At 60.3% G+C, this 13,978-nt stretch carries 13 protein-coding genes; 3 read left to right on the forward strand and 10 right to left on the reverse strand.

The features are described 5' to 3' along the window. Positions 1-26 precede the first annotated feature (26 nt). From ABMC88_RS18230 to ABMC88_RS18250, 5 genes are all read right to left on the reverse strand, one after another. On the reverse strand, positions 27-806 hold the full coding sequence (locus tag ABMC88_RS18230; protein WP_349578317.1) for an enoyl-CoA hydratase-related protein: 780 nt from the start codon (positions 804-806) through the stop codon (positions 27-29). Further along, the gene (locus ABMC88_RS18235) at positions 803-2,092 is read right to left on the reverse strand and encodes a 3-hydroxyacyl-CoA dehydrogenase (protein ID WP_349578318.1); all 1,290 of its coding nucleotides are present in this window, start codon (positions 2,090-2,092) and stop codon (positions 803-805) included. Before ABMC88_RS18235 ends, ABMC88_RS18230 begins: the two co-directional genes overlap by 4 nt. Continuing rightward, on the reverse strand, positions 2,089-3,792 hold the full coding sequence (locus ABMC88_RS18240; protein WP_349578319.1) for a class I adenylate-forming enzyme family protein: 1,704 nt from the start codon (positions 3,790-3,792) through the stop codon (positions 2,089-2,091). Before ABMC88_RS18240 ends, ABMC88_RS18235 begins: the two co-directional genes overlap by 4 nt. Positions 3,793-4,030: 238 nt before the next feature. Further along, positions 4,031-4,819, reverse strand: a complete 789-nt coding sequence (locus tag ABMC88_RS18245) for a 3-deoxy-manno-octulosonate cytidylyltransferase (RefSeq protein WP_349578320.1) — start codon at positions 4,817-4,819, stop codon at positions 4,031-4,033. Continuing rightward, positions 4,819-5,787, reverse strand: coding sequence for a KpsF/GutQ family sugar-phosphate isomerase (locus tag ABMC88_RS18250; RefSeq protein WP_349578321.1), 969 nt, complete (start codon positions 5,785-5,787; stop codon positions 4,819-4,821). The genes ABMC88_RS18245 and ABMC88_RS18250 overlap by 1 nt, the downstream gene beginning before the upstream one ends. 209 nt (positions 5,788-5,996) lie before the next feature. Here ABMC88_RS18250 and ABMC88_RS18255 point away from each other — a divergent pair, with 209 nt between their 5' ends. Next, positions 5,997-7,007: an NAD-dependent epimerase/dehydratase family protein gene (locus ABMC88_RS18255; protein WP_349578322.1), complete on the forward strand. Its 1,011-nt coding sequence runs from the start codon at positions 5,997-5,999 to the stop codon at positions 7,005-7,007. Between the two features lie 2 nt (positions 7,008-7,009). On the opposite strand, the gene ABMC88_RS18260 is transcribed toward ABMC88_RS18255, so the two are convergent. From ABMC88_RS18260 to ABMC88_RS18275, 4 genes are all read right to left on the reverse strand, one after another. Further along, the gene (locus ABMC88_RS18260; RefSeq protein WP_349578323.1) at positions 7,010-7,687 is read right to left on the reverse strand and encodes a nitroreductase; all 678 of its coding nucleotides are present in this window, start codon (positions 7,685-7,687) and stop codon (positions 7,010-7,012) included. Positions 7,688-7,702: 15 nt separating this feature from the next. Beyond that, positions 7,703-8,467: a MipA/OmpV family protein gene (locus ABMC88_RS18265; protein ID WP_349578324.1), complete on the reverse strand. Its 765-nt coding sequence runs from the start codon at positions 8,465-8,467 to the stop codon at positions 7,703-7,705. 190 nt (positions 8,468-8,657) lie between these two features. Beyond that, positions 8,658-9,812 carry an aromatic ring-hydroxylating oxygenase subunit alpha gene (locus ABMC88_RS18270; protein WP_349578325.1) on the reverse strand — a complete coding sequence of 385 codons (1,155 nt, stop codon included), beginning with the start codon at positions 9,810-9,812 and terminating at the stop codon, positions 8,658-8,660. Between the two features lie 13 nt (positions 9,813-9,825). Further along, a complete protein-coding gene (locus ABMC88_RS18275; RefSeq protein ID WP_349578326.1) occupies positions 9,826-10,809 on the reverse strand; it encodes an NAD(P)H-dependent flavin oxidoreductase in 984 nt (327 codons plus the stop codon). Between the two features lie 179 nt (positions 10,810-10,988). Between ABMC88_RS18275 and ABMC88_RS18280 the strand changes: the two genes are divergently transcribed. Together ABMC88_RS18280 and ABMC88_RS18285 are read left to right on the forward strand one after the other, a co-directional pair. After that, positions 10,989-12,035 (forward strand): aromatic ring-hydroxylating dioxygenase subunit alpha, encoded by a 1,047-nt coding sequence (locus ABMC88_RS18280; protein WP_349578327.1) that lies wholly within the window; start codon positions 10,989-10,991, stop codon positions 12,033-12,035. 11 nt (positions 12,036-12,046) lie between these two features. Beyond that, positions 12,047-12,838 (forward strand): phytanoyl-CoA dioxygenase family protein, encoded by a 792-nt coding sequence (locus ABMC88_RS18285; protein WP_349578328.1) that lies wholly within the window; start codon positions 12,047-12,049, stop codon positions 12,836-12,838. Between the two features lie 39 nt (positions 12,839-12,877). On the opposite strand, the gene ABMC88_RS18290 is transcribed toward ABMC88_RS18285, so the two are convergent. Then, positions 12,878-13,978, reverse strand: a 1,101-nt coding sequence (locus ABMC88_RS18290) for a M24 family metallopeptidase (RefSeq protein ID WP_349578329.1), incomplete at its 5' end; no start/stop codon positions are given.

Consider the following 13,978-nt stretch of genomic DNA (forward strand, 5'->3'; position numbering starts at 1 on the left):
CCTAAGATTTTCGGATCGGGGGTGAATTACTTGTTCACCCACTCTGGTTTGCGTTTCTCTACAAAGGCGTTCACGCCCTCTTTGAAATCTTCTGTTTTCGCCAGATCGGCGATGACCTCGCGGGAATAGGCGATGCTGCCTTCCATCCCGTCGCGCACATACATGTCGTTCAACACGCGCTTGGTTGCTTTGACAGCCGAGGGCGATACCGTGCAAAGCTGCTCGGCTTTCTCCATCGCTTTGGCCATCAGCTCGCCTTGGGGGTGTACCTCGTTGACACAGCCCAACGCCAAGGCTTCGTCGGCCAGAATGGTGCGGCCTGTGTACATCATCTCTTGGGCGGCGAGACGCCCGATATAGCGCGACAAACGCTGCACGCCGGAAGCGGCGGCGAAGAAGCCGACCTTGACTTCGGGCAGCGCGAATTTGGCGTTCTCGGAGGCGAGGATAATATCGCACGACAGCGCCGTCTCGAACCCGCCGCCCATGGCAAAGCCGTTCACGGCAGCGATGATCGGTTTTTCCAGCGTAAAGCGTGACGACAGCCCCGCAAAACCCATCGGCGTCATGGTCGCCTTGGACCCGCCTGCGGCGGTGGCCTTCAGGTCGTTACCTGCGCAGAAGGCCTTGTCGCCCGCGCCCGTCAAAACGGCCACCCACAGGTCCTGATCGGCGGCAAACGCATCCCAGCAATCGGCCATCTCGTTGTGCATATCCACATGCACCGCGTTATAGACGTCGGGGCGGTTCATCGTGACGACAAGGATATGCCCCTTCTTTTCGGTCGTGATGTATTTGTAGCTCATACCTTCAGCCCTCCGGTATCGATGTCGGTAAATTTGCCGCCCGAGGCAGCCAGATCGCGGAGCAACGTGGCAGGCGCAAAGGCAGGATCATCCGCGCCCAGACGCTCCATCACGTCCAGCACGGCCTGCGCGCCAACCATATCGCCATAGAACATCGGCCCGCCTTTGTCGGCAGGCCAGCCATAGCCATTCAGCCAGACCACGTCGATGTCGGACGGGCGCTGCGCCTTGTTTTCCTCAAGGATTTTTACGGCCTCGTTGATCATCGGGTAAATGCAAATCTCGATGATTTCATCCGCGCTCATGGTGGATGCTTCGGCACCTGTCACGTTCTGGATAATGCCCGCCGTCACCTTGGACGGGACGGGGCGGCGGTTTTCGTCATAGTCATAAAACCCTGCTTGGGTCTTTTGGCCGCGGCGGTCCATTTCGCACAACATGTCGCGAATGGGGTTGTCGGTGGTGGCCCCCTTGGACCAGCCGATATCAAGGCCGGCAAGGTCGCTCATCTGGAAGGGGCCCATCTTGAACCCGAACTGATTGAGCGCGGCGTCCACGTCCCAGGGCATCAGACCTTTGGCGAGCAGTTTGTTCGCCTGAATCTGGCGGGCAAACAGAATGCGGTTGCCGACAAAGCCGGGGCAGACCCCGACGAGGGCTGCAATCTTGTTGATCTTCTTGGCCAGATCCATCGAGGTGGCGACCACATCATCTGCCGTATGCGCCGCGCGCACGATCTCGAGCAGCTTCATCACATTGGCGGGCGAGAAGAAGTGCAGCCCGATCACGTCCTGCGGGCGGCGCGTCATCGCCGCAATCTCGTTGATATCCAGCGCCGAGGTATTCGTCGCAAGGATCGCACCCTCTTTGCACACGCGGTCAAGCTCGGTAAAGATTTTACGCTTGAGGTCCATGTCCTCGAACACCGCTTCGATGATCAGATCGCAATCGGCCAGATCCTCCAGTGACAGACGCCCGTCAAACCGGCCCATCCGCGCCTCGACTTCCTCTTGCGGGAAGCGCCCCTTGTCGGAGGAGCGTTGGTAGTTGCCGCGCACGACTTTGAGGCCGCGGTCCAGTGCCTCTTGGGTCGTTTCGACGATCTTGACGTTATAGCCTGCGGTCGCGAAATTCATCGCAATGCCGCCGCCCATCGTGCCGGCACCGATGATGCCCACGGTTTTGATCTCGCGCTGGGGCGCGCCTACCTCAAGGCCGGGAACTTCCCATGCGGCCTTGCCCGATGCTGCGATGTAGTCGCCGATTTCTTCAGTGGTTGGTGTCATGTCTTTGCCTTTTCGTTGTCCAGACAGGCGTCGCGAAGCCCGCGCCTGTCAATTTTATCCGTCGCCCCGCGCATCAGCGGCCCGTCTTGGGTCCACAGATGCTGAGGGGTTTTGAAGCTCGCGATTTGGCCGTCCAAAGCGGCGGCCATGTCTTGTTGGCTCAGGGTCGCACCCTTGCGCAGCTGCACACAAGCGCCCACGACCTCGCCCAAACGCGCGTCGGGAACGGCAAAGGCGCAGGCCTCGATCACGTCGGGCAGGCGGTGCAGCGCGCCCTCTACATCCAGACAGGCGATGTTTTCACCGCCACGGATGATGATGTTTTTCTTGCGGTCCAGAATGGTGACAAAGCCTTCGGCATCCATCACAGCCAGATCACCGGTACGCAGCCAGCCGTCTTGCATCGTCTCGGCGGTGGCTTCGGGTTTGTTCAGATAACAGCGCATGTTGGCGGGGCTTTTGACGGTGATCTCGCCCAGCTCTCCCAATGGGACATCATTGCCCGCATCATCCAGCAGGCGCAGCTCCTGCACAGGCGGGTGCAGCTTGCCCGCGCTTTCGGGGCGGGCCAGATAGTCATCGCCGATCATGCCGATGCCAAGAGCGTTCGTTTCCGTCATGCCCCATCCCGTCGCAATGCCCGCGTTGGGAAAGGTCTTGGCCAGTTGTGCCACCTGCGCCCCGGGGCGCTTTGCCCCGCCAGAGCCGAGATAGTCGAGCGTATCCAGCGTGACGCCCGCATCATTTGCAGCCATCATCAGGTCCGCAGATTGCGTCGGCACACCCAGAAACCGTGTGATGGCTTCGGACTGGATCAGCTCGACGGCCTGCGCTGCATCCCATTTCCGCATCAAGGTAATCTTGGCCCCTGCAACCAGGCTCAGCAAAAAGAGGGGATGTGTGGCGGTGACGTGAAACAGCGGCGTGACCACCAGAGCCGACGGGCGCGGCGGGGCGGGGGCGTCGGGCTCGGGCGGGGTGACCAAGGGCGCAACCACGGCCTGCATCAGCCAGCTGAACACCGCACTAACCGCGCTGCGGTGGGTTTGTACCACGCCTTTGGGGTCACCCGTTGTGCCAGATGAATACATCACGGCAAAATCGTCATCCGTATCAATCGCCACATCCAGCGGCGCGTCCGAAGCGGCCTTTTGCAGCGCGCTATAGTTATGTGGCACCATGTCTTCGCCATCGCGGACCCCGACTATCGTCAGGCCCAATGCGTCTTGCAAGGGCAGCAGCCGTTCGACCCTTGGCCCGTCGGCAAAGACCAGCGTGGCGGCGCTGTCGCGCAGGGCATAGTCCAGCTCTTGGGTGGTCCACCATGCGTTCACAAAAACAACGGTCGCACCCGTGGATGAAATGCCCAGCACAAGCGTCATCAGCTCGGGGTAGTTGCGCATGGCAATGGCAACGCGGTCGCCTTTGCCAATGCCGAATTCGGTTTTCAGCACAGTCGCCACACGCCGCACTTCGGCGCAGAATGCGCCATATGTCCAACGCTCGCCCTCGTAGAGCAGATAGTCGGCCGCCCCGTCATCATGTTGGGCCATGCCCGCCTGCATCACGGCCGGAACCGTGGGCGGCACGTTTTGGAACGCACGGTACGTCACGCCGCGCACCACGGTCGGACCGACCGCGAATGTCGGGTTTGTCTCTAACACATGCGCAACCGCCGCTTCGGGCGTCATCGCGCTCATTGGCCTAACACGGCCATGCCTGATATCTGTTTCATTGCGACCCTCCCAAGTCTTGCGGTCGCATACCGTCCGAATTCAGGCGGTGCGACTCTCCTTAAGAGAGAGACTAAGGGCAAAATTTCAAAGTGCCAATACCGCAGTACGGAACTTCGTTTCGCAAATGTCGATTTGTGAAGTTTGGCGGAAGCGGCAATGATATTACATAATGAGTATTATAGGAAGCACAGCCGCCCCACAGCTATCCCTTTAGAATGGACTCGATCCGTTCAACATCACCGGGGTTATTCAGTTCCCAGAATACCCGCCCGCGGCCTTCGACCTCGACGCATAGGATATCGGTGCCGTTTTCAAGAAAGCGCAACTGCTCTAGCCCCTCGTGAAGCTCAAGCCGCCCTTCCGGCCAATCGGCGTATTGCGCAAGCGCTGCGGGGCGGTACGCATAAAGGCCCACGTGGTGAAAGACATCGCCCTCGGCCTCGTCCGCCTTGGAGGGGTGGATGTAAGGCAGGACTTCCTTACTGAAATAGAGGGCGCGGTTGTTGCGGTCAAAGACCGCCGTAGTCCCCCCCACCAGACCCGCCGCACGGTCCGCGCGGAAATGGGCGTAGGTTTGCGCGTCACACAAAACGACGGGCGTGGCGACAGGCGCGGTCGGGTTGGCGGCCATTGCAGCGATCAGGTCTTCGACGAACCACGCAGGCGTCAGCGGCGCGTCCCCTTGCAGGTTCACGACAAGGTCGGCCTCGAACACGCCAGCGGTTGCCGCCTCGGCGCAGCGGGCGGTGCCGTTTTCGCAGGTGGTCGAGGTCATGATGACCTTTGCGCCAAACGCCTCTGCCGCGTCCTTGATCCTGTCATCGTCCGTGGCGACAAAAACATCGTCCACGCCGCCCACCTGCATCGCGGCCTCCCAACTGCGTTGGATCAGCGATTTTGCAACGCCGTCGGCGTCCTGCAACGTGACCAGCGGCTTGCCGGGATAGCGGGTCGAGGCATAGCGGGCGGGAATAACAATTACGGTTTTCATCAGGCAACTCCTGCACGCAGACAGTCATGGATGCGCAGCAGACCCACGGGCGCGCCCGCATCATCCACCACCACCAGAACGGTGATCTTGTTGGTGTTCATCACGGCCAGCGCCTCGGCGGCCATCATATCGGGGGGCACGGTTTTGGGCTGTTTGGTGGCCACGTCAATGGCGCGGCGGCTGCCGAGGTTCGGGCTGTTGCGGCGCAAATCCCCGTCCGAGATAACGCCGACCAGCTTGCCCGCGTCCACGACGCAAGCAATGCCAAAGCCCTTCTCGCTCATTTTCAGCAATGTCGCTTGCATATCCGCATCAGGCGCGACTGTGGCCATCGCCTCTTCTCCGTGCATCAACTGATGCACCAGCGCCAGTTGCGCACCCAGCTTGCCGCCGGGATGGTAGGTGCGGAAGTGTTCCGACAAAAAGCCGCGCTGCTCCATCAACGCCATAGCCAGCGCATCGCCCAATGCCAGCGCCATCGTGGTCGAGGTCGTGGGCGCGATGCCGCTGCCTGCCTCGGGTTCTTGTGGCAAGGTCAGGCGCAGATCGGCGGCGCGCATCAGCGTGCTGTCGTCGTGGCTGCTCATCCCGATCATGGGGATCGAAAAGCGGCGGGTGTGGCGGATCAGATCGCCCAGCTCGGATGTTTCGCCCGAGTTGGACAGAAGGATGCACAGATCGTCCCCCGTAATCATGCCCAGATCGCCGTGGCTCGCCTCGGCGGGGTGGACGAAATAGGCGGGCGTGCCTGTGGACGCGAGGGTCGAGGCGATCTTGCGGGCGATGTGGCCCGATTTGCCGATGCCCGACAGGATGATGCGGCCCTTGATCGTCAGGATCTGCGCCACTGCGGCGGCGAAATCATCGGGCAGGTTATCAGCCATGCGCAGCAAGGCGCGTCCTTCGTGTTCCAATACTTGGGCGGCGGTGGCCAGCACCTTGTCGCGTTGGTCTGTGGGGTCTTGCATATTGATCTCTTGGGCAGCGGAATGGCCTGACGTCAGATGTACGCGGCAGCGGTGGGTGCCGCAAGGCGCAGGGTGATTTTTACAAAGGCTGTAACAGCGTCATGCCGCCGATGTGATTGCGCGAACCCGCGGAAATCCGCTTTGTCGGTTGAGCGTCCACCCCTTGGAGGTGTAAGCGCAACGGACCACTTTTCAAATGGGATCATCCGATGCGCACTGCTCTTGTCACAGGTTCTTCCGGTTTTATCGGCTATTTCACAGCGCAGGCGTTGCTGGACGCAGGTTGGCGCGTGATCGGAATCGACAGCATGAGCGACTATTATGATGTCAGCCTCAAGCAATCGCGCCTTGATCTGCTGACTGCCCAAGAGGCATTCACCAACGTGAACGGCAAGGTCGAAGAACCCGGCCTGCTGAGCGGGCTGTTTGCGCAATACACGCCCGAGGTGGTCGTACATCTGGCGGCACAGGCGGGCGTGCGCTATTCGCTGGAAAACCCGATGTCGTATTTCGAGACCAATCTGGGCGGCACTTTGCAACTGCTCGAAGCCGCCCGCGCCCATCCGCCAAAACATATGCTCATGGCGTCCAGCTCATCCGCTTATGGGGCCAATACGCAGATGCCGTATCAAGAGAACATGCAGGCCGATCATCAGATGTCGCTGTATGCCGCGACCAAGAAATCGAGCGAGAATATCGCTCACAGCTATGCGCATCTGTTCGCCCTGCCGATCACGATGTTCCGTTTCTTTACCGTCTACGGACCCTGGGGCCGCCCCGACATGGCACCGCATAAATTCACCTCCCGCATCCTGAGCGGTCAGGCCATCGACGTCTATAACCACGGGCAAATGCGCCGCGACTTTACTTATGTGGATGATCTGGTGCGGGCGATTATGCTGCTGGTTGATGCGGTGCCCGATTACCTGACCGAACAGGGCAAACACCCCAACGACAGCCTGTCACCCGTTGCCCCCTACCGCGTGGTGAACATCGGCAATTCCGACGCGATCCCGCTGTTGCAGTTTGTCAAAGCGATCGAGGACGCCACAGGTGTTGCCGCCGAGATGAACATGATGCCCATGCAACCCGGCGATGTGCCCGCCACTTGGGCGGACGCAAGTTTGCTGAAGTCCCTAACGGGCTACGTCCCGAACACGCCTGTTCGCGACGGCGTGGCGCAGTTCGTGGCGTGGTACCGCGACTATTACCGCATATAGCGCTAGTCGTCGAAGCCCACAAAACGCGCCACATCCGACACTTCGCGGCGGGTCGAGACGACGTCATTGGCTGAGAACGATTCATCCGGCCAGCCCATCGCGACACAGGTCATGATCACCTGATCCTCGGGGATTTGCGCGTGCTCGCGCACGACAGGGCTTTGCATGATGCCCTGCCCGTTGATCACACAGCCAAGGCCGCGTGACCATGCGGCCAGCGTCAGGCCATAGGTCACAGCGCCCAGATCAAAATGCGCGATGGTGCCGCCCTCAAGCGATTTGTCGAAAGTCACAACAATAGAGACAGGCGCGTCGAACTGGCGAAAGCCGCGCATGACCCAATCCTGCCGCATCTCTTTATCATCGCGTGCGATGCCCATGGCGGCAAACAACTGTTTTGCGATCCCGACCTGACGCTCGCGGTGCGGGCCGTCATAGGCGCCGTGGTCCACGATTTCACGCACAGGCGGAACACCGTTGAGCATACGGGTCGAGTTACCCTCCCGCACTCTCTCCAAGGGCTCTCCGGTCAGCACATGCAGATGCCACGGCTGGGTGTTCATGGAAGAAGGCGCACGGTTCGCCAGTGCAATCACTTCTTCGATCAATGCCCGCGGCACCGGTTTATCCTGAAAGCCGCGGATGCTCCGCCGGCCTTGCATTGCCTCGTCAAGTTGCATGGAAAGTCGCTCCGTCTAGAAATTCAAATTAACCACACGCGAAATCCCGACCCGGACGCGCCACTGGTCGTCAGACCCGTTTTGCGTGATCGGGCTGTCAGCCGCGTCGCCCAACAGTCTCTCATAACTCAGCGCACCTTCAAGTGCCCATTTATCATCGATGAAATAGGTGCCCGCCACTTCCAGCCCTACCCCCAGCGCACCGCCGCCCGCGTCAAACGAGCCATAATCACCAAAGGCCGCTGTTGTGCTTTCGTCTGTGCCGAAATAGGTATTGGCAAATTCATCGTCACCAAAATTCACACGCGGTCCCGCGCTCAGCACCCAGCGGTTGTTGGGGCGCAGGATTAAATCCGCGCCCAGTGTGCCCGTCAGGCCGCTGTGACCCGTGACACCCTTGCGAACCTCGCCAAAGGCCATCCAGTTTGTTTGCTGCAAGGTCAGGTTCACGCCGATTTCAACGGCTGTATCAATATCCTCAAGCCCCGCAAGTTCGGGGTGGTCGTCGCTGGTGCGGTCGCCGATAACGCGAAACGCCCCGCCAAACGACAGCCCGTTATCAGGCACACCGCGCACACCGTTGCCAAAATCCAGCCGCCCGAATTTCAGCGACCCGAAGGTGAAACCGGGGGCAAAGCTGGCCTCGGTGTTGTCGGAGCCGAAATACTCGGGCGCGGCAACAACGCCGCCCCCCAACGAGAAATTCAGGCTACGCTCTTGGGCGGTGGCCGCCGCGGGCGCCAGCACCGCAGCAATGAAAGCAATAGACAACAAACGCATATGTAACGCCTCAAGAGAGGGCCGGCGGGATGCCGGCCAAAGGATTCTCCCTCTTATTTTAGGGCATTAGCCCCCCCGCGTATATGGGGAAACTTTGGCGCCCTTGCGTCTTTCCCCGTTGGCCCAACGGCTTGGCCTTTGGTTCGCTGATCGCGACACCACGTTTCGGGCCAAGCACATCGCAGAGCACTCAGGGCCGCAGACGCCCCTCTAGCGCGTCGTGGATCGCCTTGGTGCCGAGGTGCAGGCCGACCTCGTAGCGGCCGAACAGAAATTCGGAATTGGCACCCGTGTCCAGACCCTTCTGGATGCTTTCGCCGATCTCGAAGTCTTCGTTGAACACCGTGCGGATCACGTCATAGTTTTTCTGCCAGTACCGCTCGGCCTTTTCGGTTTTGGGCGCTTCGGGGATCAGCATCATGCATTTGAAGATGCAGGTATCCACGCCAGTGGGGATGATGGTGTGGATATAGATGTGGTCGGTCTGGACCTGCACATAGTTGCACGGGAAGATGTAATTCTGCGTCAGGAAATAGGGGCGCGCGGTCCAGTCGCTTTCGGGCTGGTCCTTTAGGTCAACCACCGTCGGCAGTGCAACGGAATGGCGCACATGCGGGTATTTGTCGGTCCAGACACATTGGTTATCCAGATAGGCAGAGCAGGCCGTATGCTCGTGCGCGCCGCAGAAGTGATAGGATTCCTGAAACCCCTCCAGCGCCAGATGCCAGTTCATCTTGCGGTCCAGCGACCATGATTTGAAAACAGTGTGACCTTCGATGTCCAAGCCCGCCAACTGCTCGGCCATGGGGGCCAGCCACGCGTCGATGTCCAGCGGTTCGCCGTCGGCTGACGGGCGCACCCAGATCAGGCCGAAACGCTCGAACGCGGGCAGCTCCACCAGCCCCAGCGCTTTTTTGTCGATGTCGCCAAAGCCCGCCGCATGGGGCAGACCGCGCAGGTTGCCGTTCAGGTCATAGGTCCATTTATGATAGGGGCACGAGAACGTCTTGGCCGTCCCGCACGGGCCTTCGGTCAGGCGCGCCCCACGGTGGCGGCAGACGTTCATGAACGCTTTGACCACGCCGTCGTTGTTGCGGGTGATCAGGATCGGCACGCCCAATTCGTCATTGGTGAAATAGGACGCAGGCCCGTCCAGCTGCTCTGAGTGGCCCATGATGATCGGGAATTTGCGGAACAGCACCTCGACTTCTTGGGCCAGTATATCGGGGTCGGTGTAGGTGGTGACGGGATTGCGCATCATGTCGGGTTGCATGTCGGTGGTGCCTGCCTGCGTGTGGGCAAGGATCGTTTTGATGATGTCCGTTTCTTCGGCTGTAATGCTCATGCTGTTTTGGTCCTTATTCCGCGCTGTCGGGCAGATAGCGGCTGCCCTTGCTTTGGTCGGCAACGGCTTGTTTGTATTCCTCGACCAATGTGCCGACAACCTGCGCGATGGTTTCGGGCCGGGTGATCGCCCCCACGCCCTGCCCCGCGCTCCAGACGTGTTTCCACGCTTTGGACCCCGCGTGCATGTCGCCCGAGAAATCGAGCGTGGCCGCCTGCGACATATCCTCGACCGAAATGCCCGCCGCTTCGACGCTGGCGCGCATCCAGTTGCCCAAAGCGCCCGTAATGGCGCGGGAGGCGATCAGGTCTTCCATCGTGCTTTGCCAGACCATCTGACGGTAGGCATCGGGGATCATCGTCTCGGACGTGGCCAGAAACCGCGTGCCAAGATAGGCGAAATCAGCGCCGAGGTTTTCAACCGCGCGAATGGCGCGGCCCGTGCCGATACCGCCACCCACTATCAGCGGGCCGTCGAAAAAGCTGCGCACTTCTTCGATGAACGGCAGTATGGCGTATTCGCCCGTGTGCCCCCCTGCCCCCGCACAGACCAGCACCAAACCATCCGCGCCTTTCTCCAACGCCTTTCGGGCAAACCCGGGCGAGGTCACATCGGCAAAGACCAGACCGCCATAGGCGTGCACCTGGGTCGTGACACGGTGCGGACCGCCAAGGGCGGTGATGACCAGATCGGGCTGGAATTCCTCTACCAAGGCAATCTCGTCATCAAAGCGACCATAGCTGGAGTGGGTGATCATATTCATCGCCCAAGGCGCATCATCGGGGCCAAGGCTGGTTGTGATCTCGGTCAGCCAGTCGCGCAAATCCGCCGTGGTGCGCGCATTGGGACCGGGAAACGACCCCATGACCCCAGACTTGCACGCCGCAATCACCGTCGCAGGGTTCGAGACCAAAAACATCGGCGCCGCAATCGCGGGCAAGGCCATGGCCGATTTGATCTTGTTTATTCTGCTGTCCATCGCGCCGATGTCGTTCATGATGTGTCACCCTGTTTGCCGTGCTGCGCGATATGTTGTTTGCGCAGCGTTGCGGCACATTTGTCCCGAGATGGCAGCGTTTGACAAGAACCTCGTGCCCTTGAAACAAAGCCAAAGCCGGATTTGATACGCCACCCGTTTCACGCTATGCAAAACCTGCATGACCTAAGGATACGCAGATGTTTCTAAAGAACGCTTGGTACGTTGCTGCATGGGAGCATGAAATCACCCGCGCGTTGCAGCAAATCATGGTGCTGGGCCAGAAAATCTGTGTCTTCAAAACCCAAAGCGGCGATCTGGTCGCGTTGGAAGACGCCTGCCCCCACCGCAAACTGCCCCTGTCCAAGGGGCGGATCAAAGGCGACACTGTCGAATGCGGCTATCACGGGCTGACGTTCAACTGCGCGGGTCAATGTGTCTGGGCACCGGGGTCGGGCGGCATCCCCTCCAACGCCAAGGTCCACGCCTACCCGCTGCATGAAAAATACGGGCTGGTCTGGATCTGGATGGGCAACCCTGCCCTTGCCGACCCTTCGGATATTTTCGAGATCGAGAATTACGACAACCCCGATTGGGGCATCAACCGCGGCGACGCGATGGAGCTGGCCTGCAACTATCTGCTGATGTGTGACAACTTGCTGGACCCGACCCATGTGGCATGGGTCCACCAAAGCAGCTTTGCCGCCGCCGCGACCAAAGACACGCCCTTGCGCATCACCAAAAACGACGACGGCGTGATCGTTCATCGCTGGATGATGGATCACGAACCCGCGCCTTTTTACAAAAAGGTAGTGGAGTTCGAGGGCAACTGCGACCGCTTGCAACACTACGAGGTGCGCTACCCCTCTCATGCGCTGATCCGTGCGGTGTTCACCCCTGCGGGGACGGGCGGGCCTGACGGGCCGTTGCATGAAAACACCTTTATCATGGACAGCTACAATTTCATGACCCCCACCAGCGAAAGCGAGACGCGCTATTACTGGTTCCAGCTGCGCAACATCCGCCCCGATGATGCGGCCCTGTCCAAGATGATGACCGAAGACGTGCAACACGCGTTTGAGGAAGACCGCGACGTTCTGAACGCCGTGCAGATCGGGATGAGCAACAAGACATCGCCGCATATCGACCTGCCCATCGACGGTGGGCAGCTACGCTTTCGCCGCCAGTTGCAGGCGATGATTAACGAGGAACAACAGGTCGACCGCCAGATGGCGGAAGGGCCGTGAAAGGACATGCCATGACAGATCCGATTGTCACGCAAGACCAGATAGACGCCTATGCCCGCGACGGCGTTGTCCTGATCAAAGGTCTGTTCAAAGATCAGGTCGAGCAGCTGCGCGCAGGTGTTGCCCGCAACATGGCCGAGCCCGGACCCTACGCCGCCGAGAACCTGCGCGAAGGCGAAGGCGGGCGGTTCTTTGACGACTATTGCAACTGGACCCGCATCCCCGAGTTTCGCGAAGCGATCCACGCCTCGCCCGCCGCATCGGTGGCCGCCGCCCTGATGGGGTCCAAGACCGTGCAAATGTTCCACGATCATGTGCTGGTGAAAGAGCCCGGAACCTCCAAACCGACGCCATGGCATCAGGACAGCCCGTACTATTTTGTTGAGGGGGAACAAACGGTTAGCTTTTGGTCGCCGCTGGACCCCGTGCGCGATGCCTCGCTGCGCTGTGTGGCAGGCTCGCATCTGTGGGACCGCCCCGTGCTGCCCACCCGCTGGCTGGCCGAGACGAGCTTTTACCCCAATGAAGACGACTATCTGCCCGTGCCGGACCCTGACGCAGACGGCATGGACATCCGCGAATATGTGATGGAGCCGGGGGACGCGGTGGCGTTCAACTACAAAACCCTGCACGGCGCACGCGGCAATGAAAGCGACAGCCGCAGGCGGGCGTTCTCGCTGCGCTTGTTGGGTGACGATGCGCGATATGTCGAACGCCCCGGCCCCACATCGCCCCCCTTCCCCGGCCATGAGATGAGCGCGGGGCAACGTTTGCGCACCGACTGGTTCCCGATGCTGCTGTAGTGAATATCGCGCCGCCCTGTTATGGGCGTCGCATTGCTTTTACCCGACGACGTTGAAATCGGGGCCATAGGGGTAGCCCGTGATATTCTCGTTGCCGTCCTCGTTGATGATCAGGATGTCATGCTCGCGGTAGCCCCCTGCCCCTCCCTGCCCTTCAGGGATTGTCAGCATCGGCTCCATCGAGATGACCATGCCCGCCTCCAGCACCGTGTCGATGTCTTCGCGCAACTCCAGCCCCGTCTCGCGGCCATAGTAGTGCGATAGCACCCCGAACGAATGGCCATAGCCAAAGGTACGGTATTGCAGCAGGTCCCGTTCGGCGAAGAAATCGTTGATCTTATGCGTGATCTCCGAACACGTAGCGCCCGGCACAAGCAGGCTCATCCCGTATTCATGGGCCGCGACATTTGCCTCCCAGATCTTGCGGCTGGCATCGTCCACCTCGCCCACAAACATCGTCCGCTCCAGCGCGGTATAGTAGCCCGAGATCATCGGGAAGGTGTTGAGGCTGAGGATATCGCCGCGCTGCAACGCCCGCGTGGTCACAGGATTATGCGCACCGTCGGTGTTGATGCCCGACTGGAACCAAACCCAACTGTCGCGAATTTCACTGTCGGGGAATCGCTTTGCAATCTCCATCTCCATCGCATCACGGCCTGCCATGGCTACGTCAATCTCGCGGGTGCCGACCTTGATCGCTTCCTTGATGGCATAACCGCCCACATCCGCCACATTGGCACCTGCGCGGATCAGGTCCAGCTCGGCCGGTGATTTGTGCATCCGTTGGCGCATGGTGGCAGGGGCCACGTCCAGCGTCGCTTTGGGCGTCAGGAATTCATCCATCAGCGCCTTTTGCGTGATGCTCAGATGATCGCCCTCAAAGCCGATCGTTTTGCCTGCGCCTGTTACGGACAGGATCGCCCGCCAATAGTTGTTCCGCTCCCAATCGGTGTAGGTGATGGCGTCGCCGTGACTGCGGCGCCACGGCTGTGCGGCGTCGATGCCCGCGCTCATCGTGACGCTGTCGGTCGGGGTGATGACCAGCGCATAGGGCCGCCCGAATGCGCAGTACAAAAAGCCCGCGTAATAGGCGACGTTGTGCATTGAGGTGAAGACGCAGGCATCGACCCCCGCAGCGGC

Source organism: Sulfitobacter aquimarinus (genome assembly GCF_040149565.1).
GTDB classification, from domain to species: domain Bacteria; phylum Pseudomonadota; class Alphaproteobacteria; order Rhodobacterales; family Rhodobacteraceae; genus Sulfitobacter; species Sulfitobacter aquimarinus.

Bases quoted from the DNA above. Each gene is read 5' to 3' on its own strand.
- ABMC88_RS18240 (WP_349578319.1), bottom strand. From the start codon at position 3,792: ATGAGCGCGATGACGCCCGAAGCGGCGGTTGCGCATGTGTTAGAGACA.
- ABMC88_RS18230 (WP_349578317.1), bottom strand. From the start codon at position 806: ATGAGCTACAAATACATCACGACCGAAAAGAAGGGGCATATCCTTGTC.
- ABMC88_RS18245 (WP_349578320.1), bottom strand. From the start codon at position 4,819: ATGAAAACCGTAATTGTTATTCCCGCCCGCTATGCCTCGACCCGCTAT.
- ABMC88_RS18275 (WP_349578326.1), bottom strand. From the start codon at position 10,809: ATGAACGACATCGGCGCGATGGACAGCAGAATAAACAAGATCAAATCG.
- ABMC88_RS18260 (WP_349578323.1), bottom strand. From the start codon at position 7,687: ATGCAACTTGACGAGGCAATGCAAGGCCGGCGGAGCATCCGCGGCTTT.
- ABMC88_RS18285 (WP_349578328.1), top strand. From the start codon at position 12,047: ATGACAGATCCGATTGTCACGCAAGACCAGATAGACGCCTATGCCCGC.
- ABMC88_RS18280 (WP_349578327.1), top strand. From the start codon at position 10,989: ATGTTTCTAAAGAACGCTTGGTACGTTGCTGCATGGGAGCATGAAATC.
- ABMC88_RS18250 (WP_349578321.1), bottom strand. From the start codon at position 5,787: ATGCAAGACCCCACAGACCAACGCGACAAGGTGCTGGCCACCGCCGCC.
- ABMC88_RS18265 (WP_349578324.1), bottom strand. From the start codon at position 8,467: ATGCGTTTGTTGTCTATTGCTTTCATTGCTGCGGTGCTGGCGCCCGCG.
- ABMC88_RS18270 (WP_349578325.1), bottom strand. From the start codon at position 9,812: ATGAGCATTACAGCCGAAGAAACGGACATCATCAAAACGATCCTTGCC.
- ABMC88_RS18235 (WP_349578318.1), bottom strand. From the start codon at position 2,092: ATGACACCAACCACTGAAGAAATCGGCGACTACATCGCAGCATCGGGC.
- ABMC88_RS18255 (WP_349578322.1), top strand. From the start codon at position 5,997: ATGCGCACTGCTCTTGTCACAGGTTCTTCCGGTTTTATCGGCTATTTC.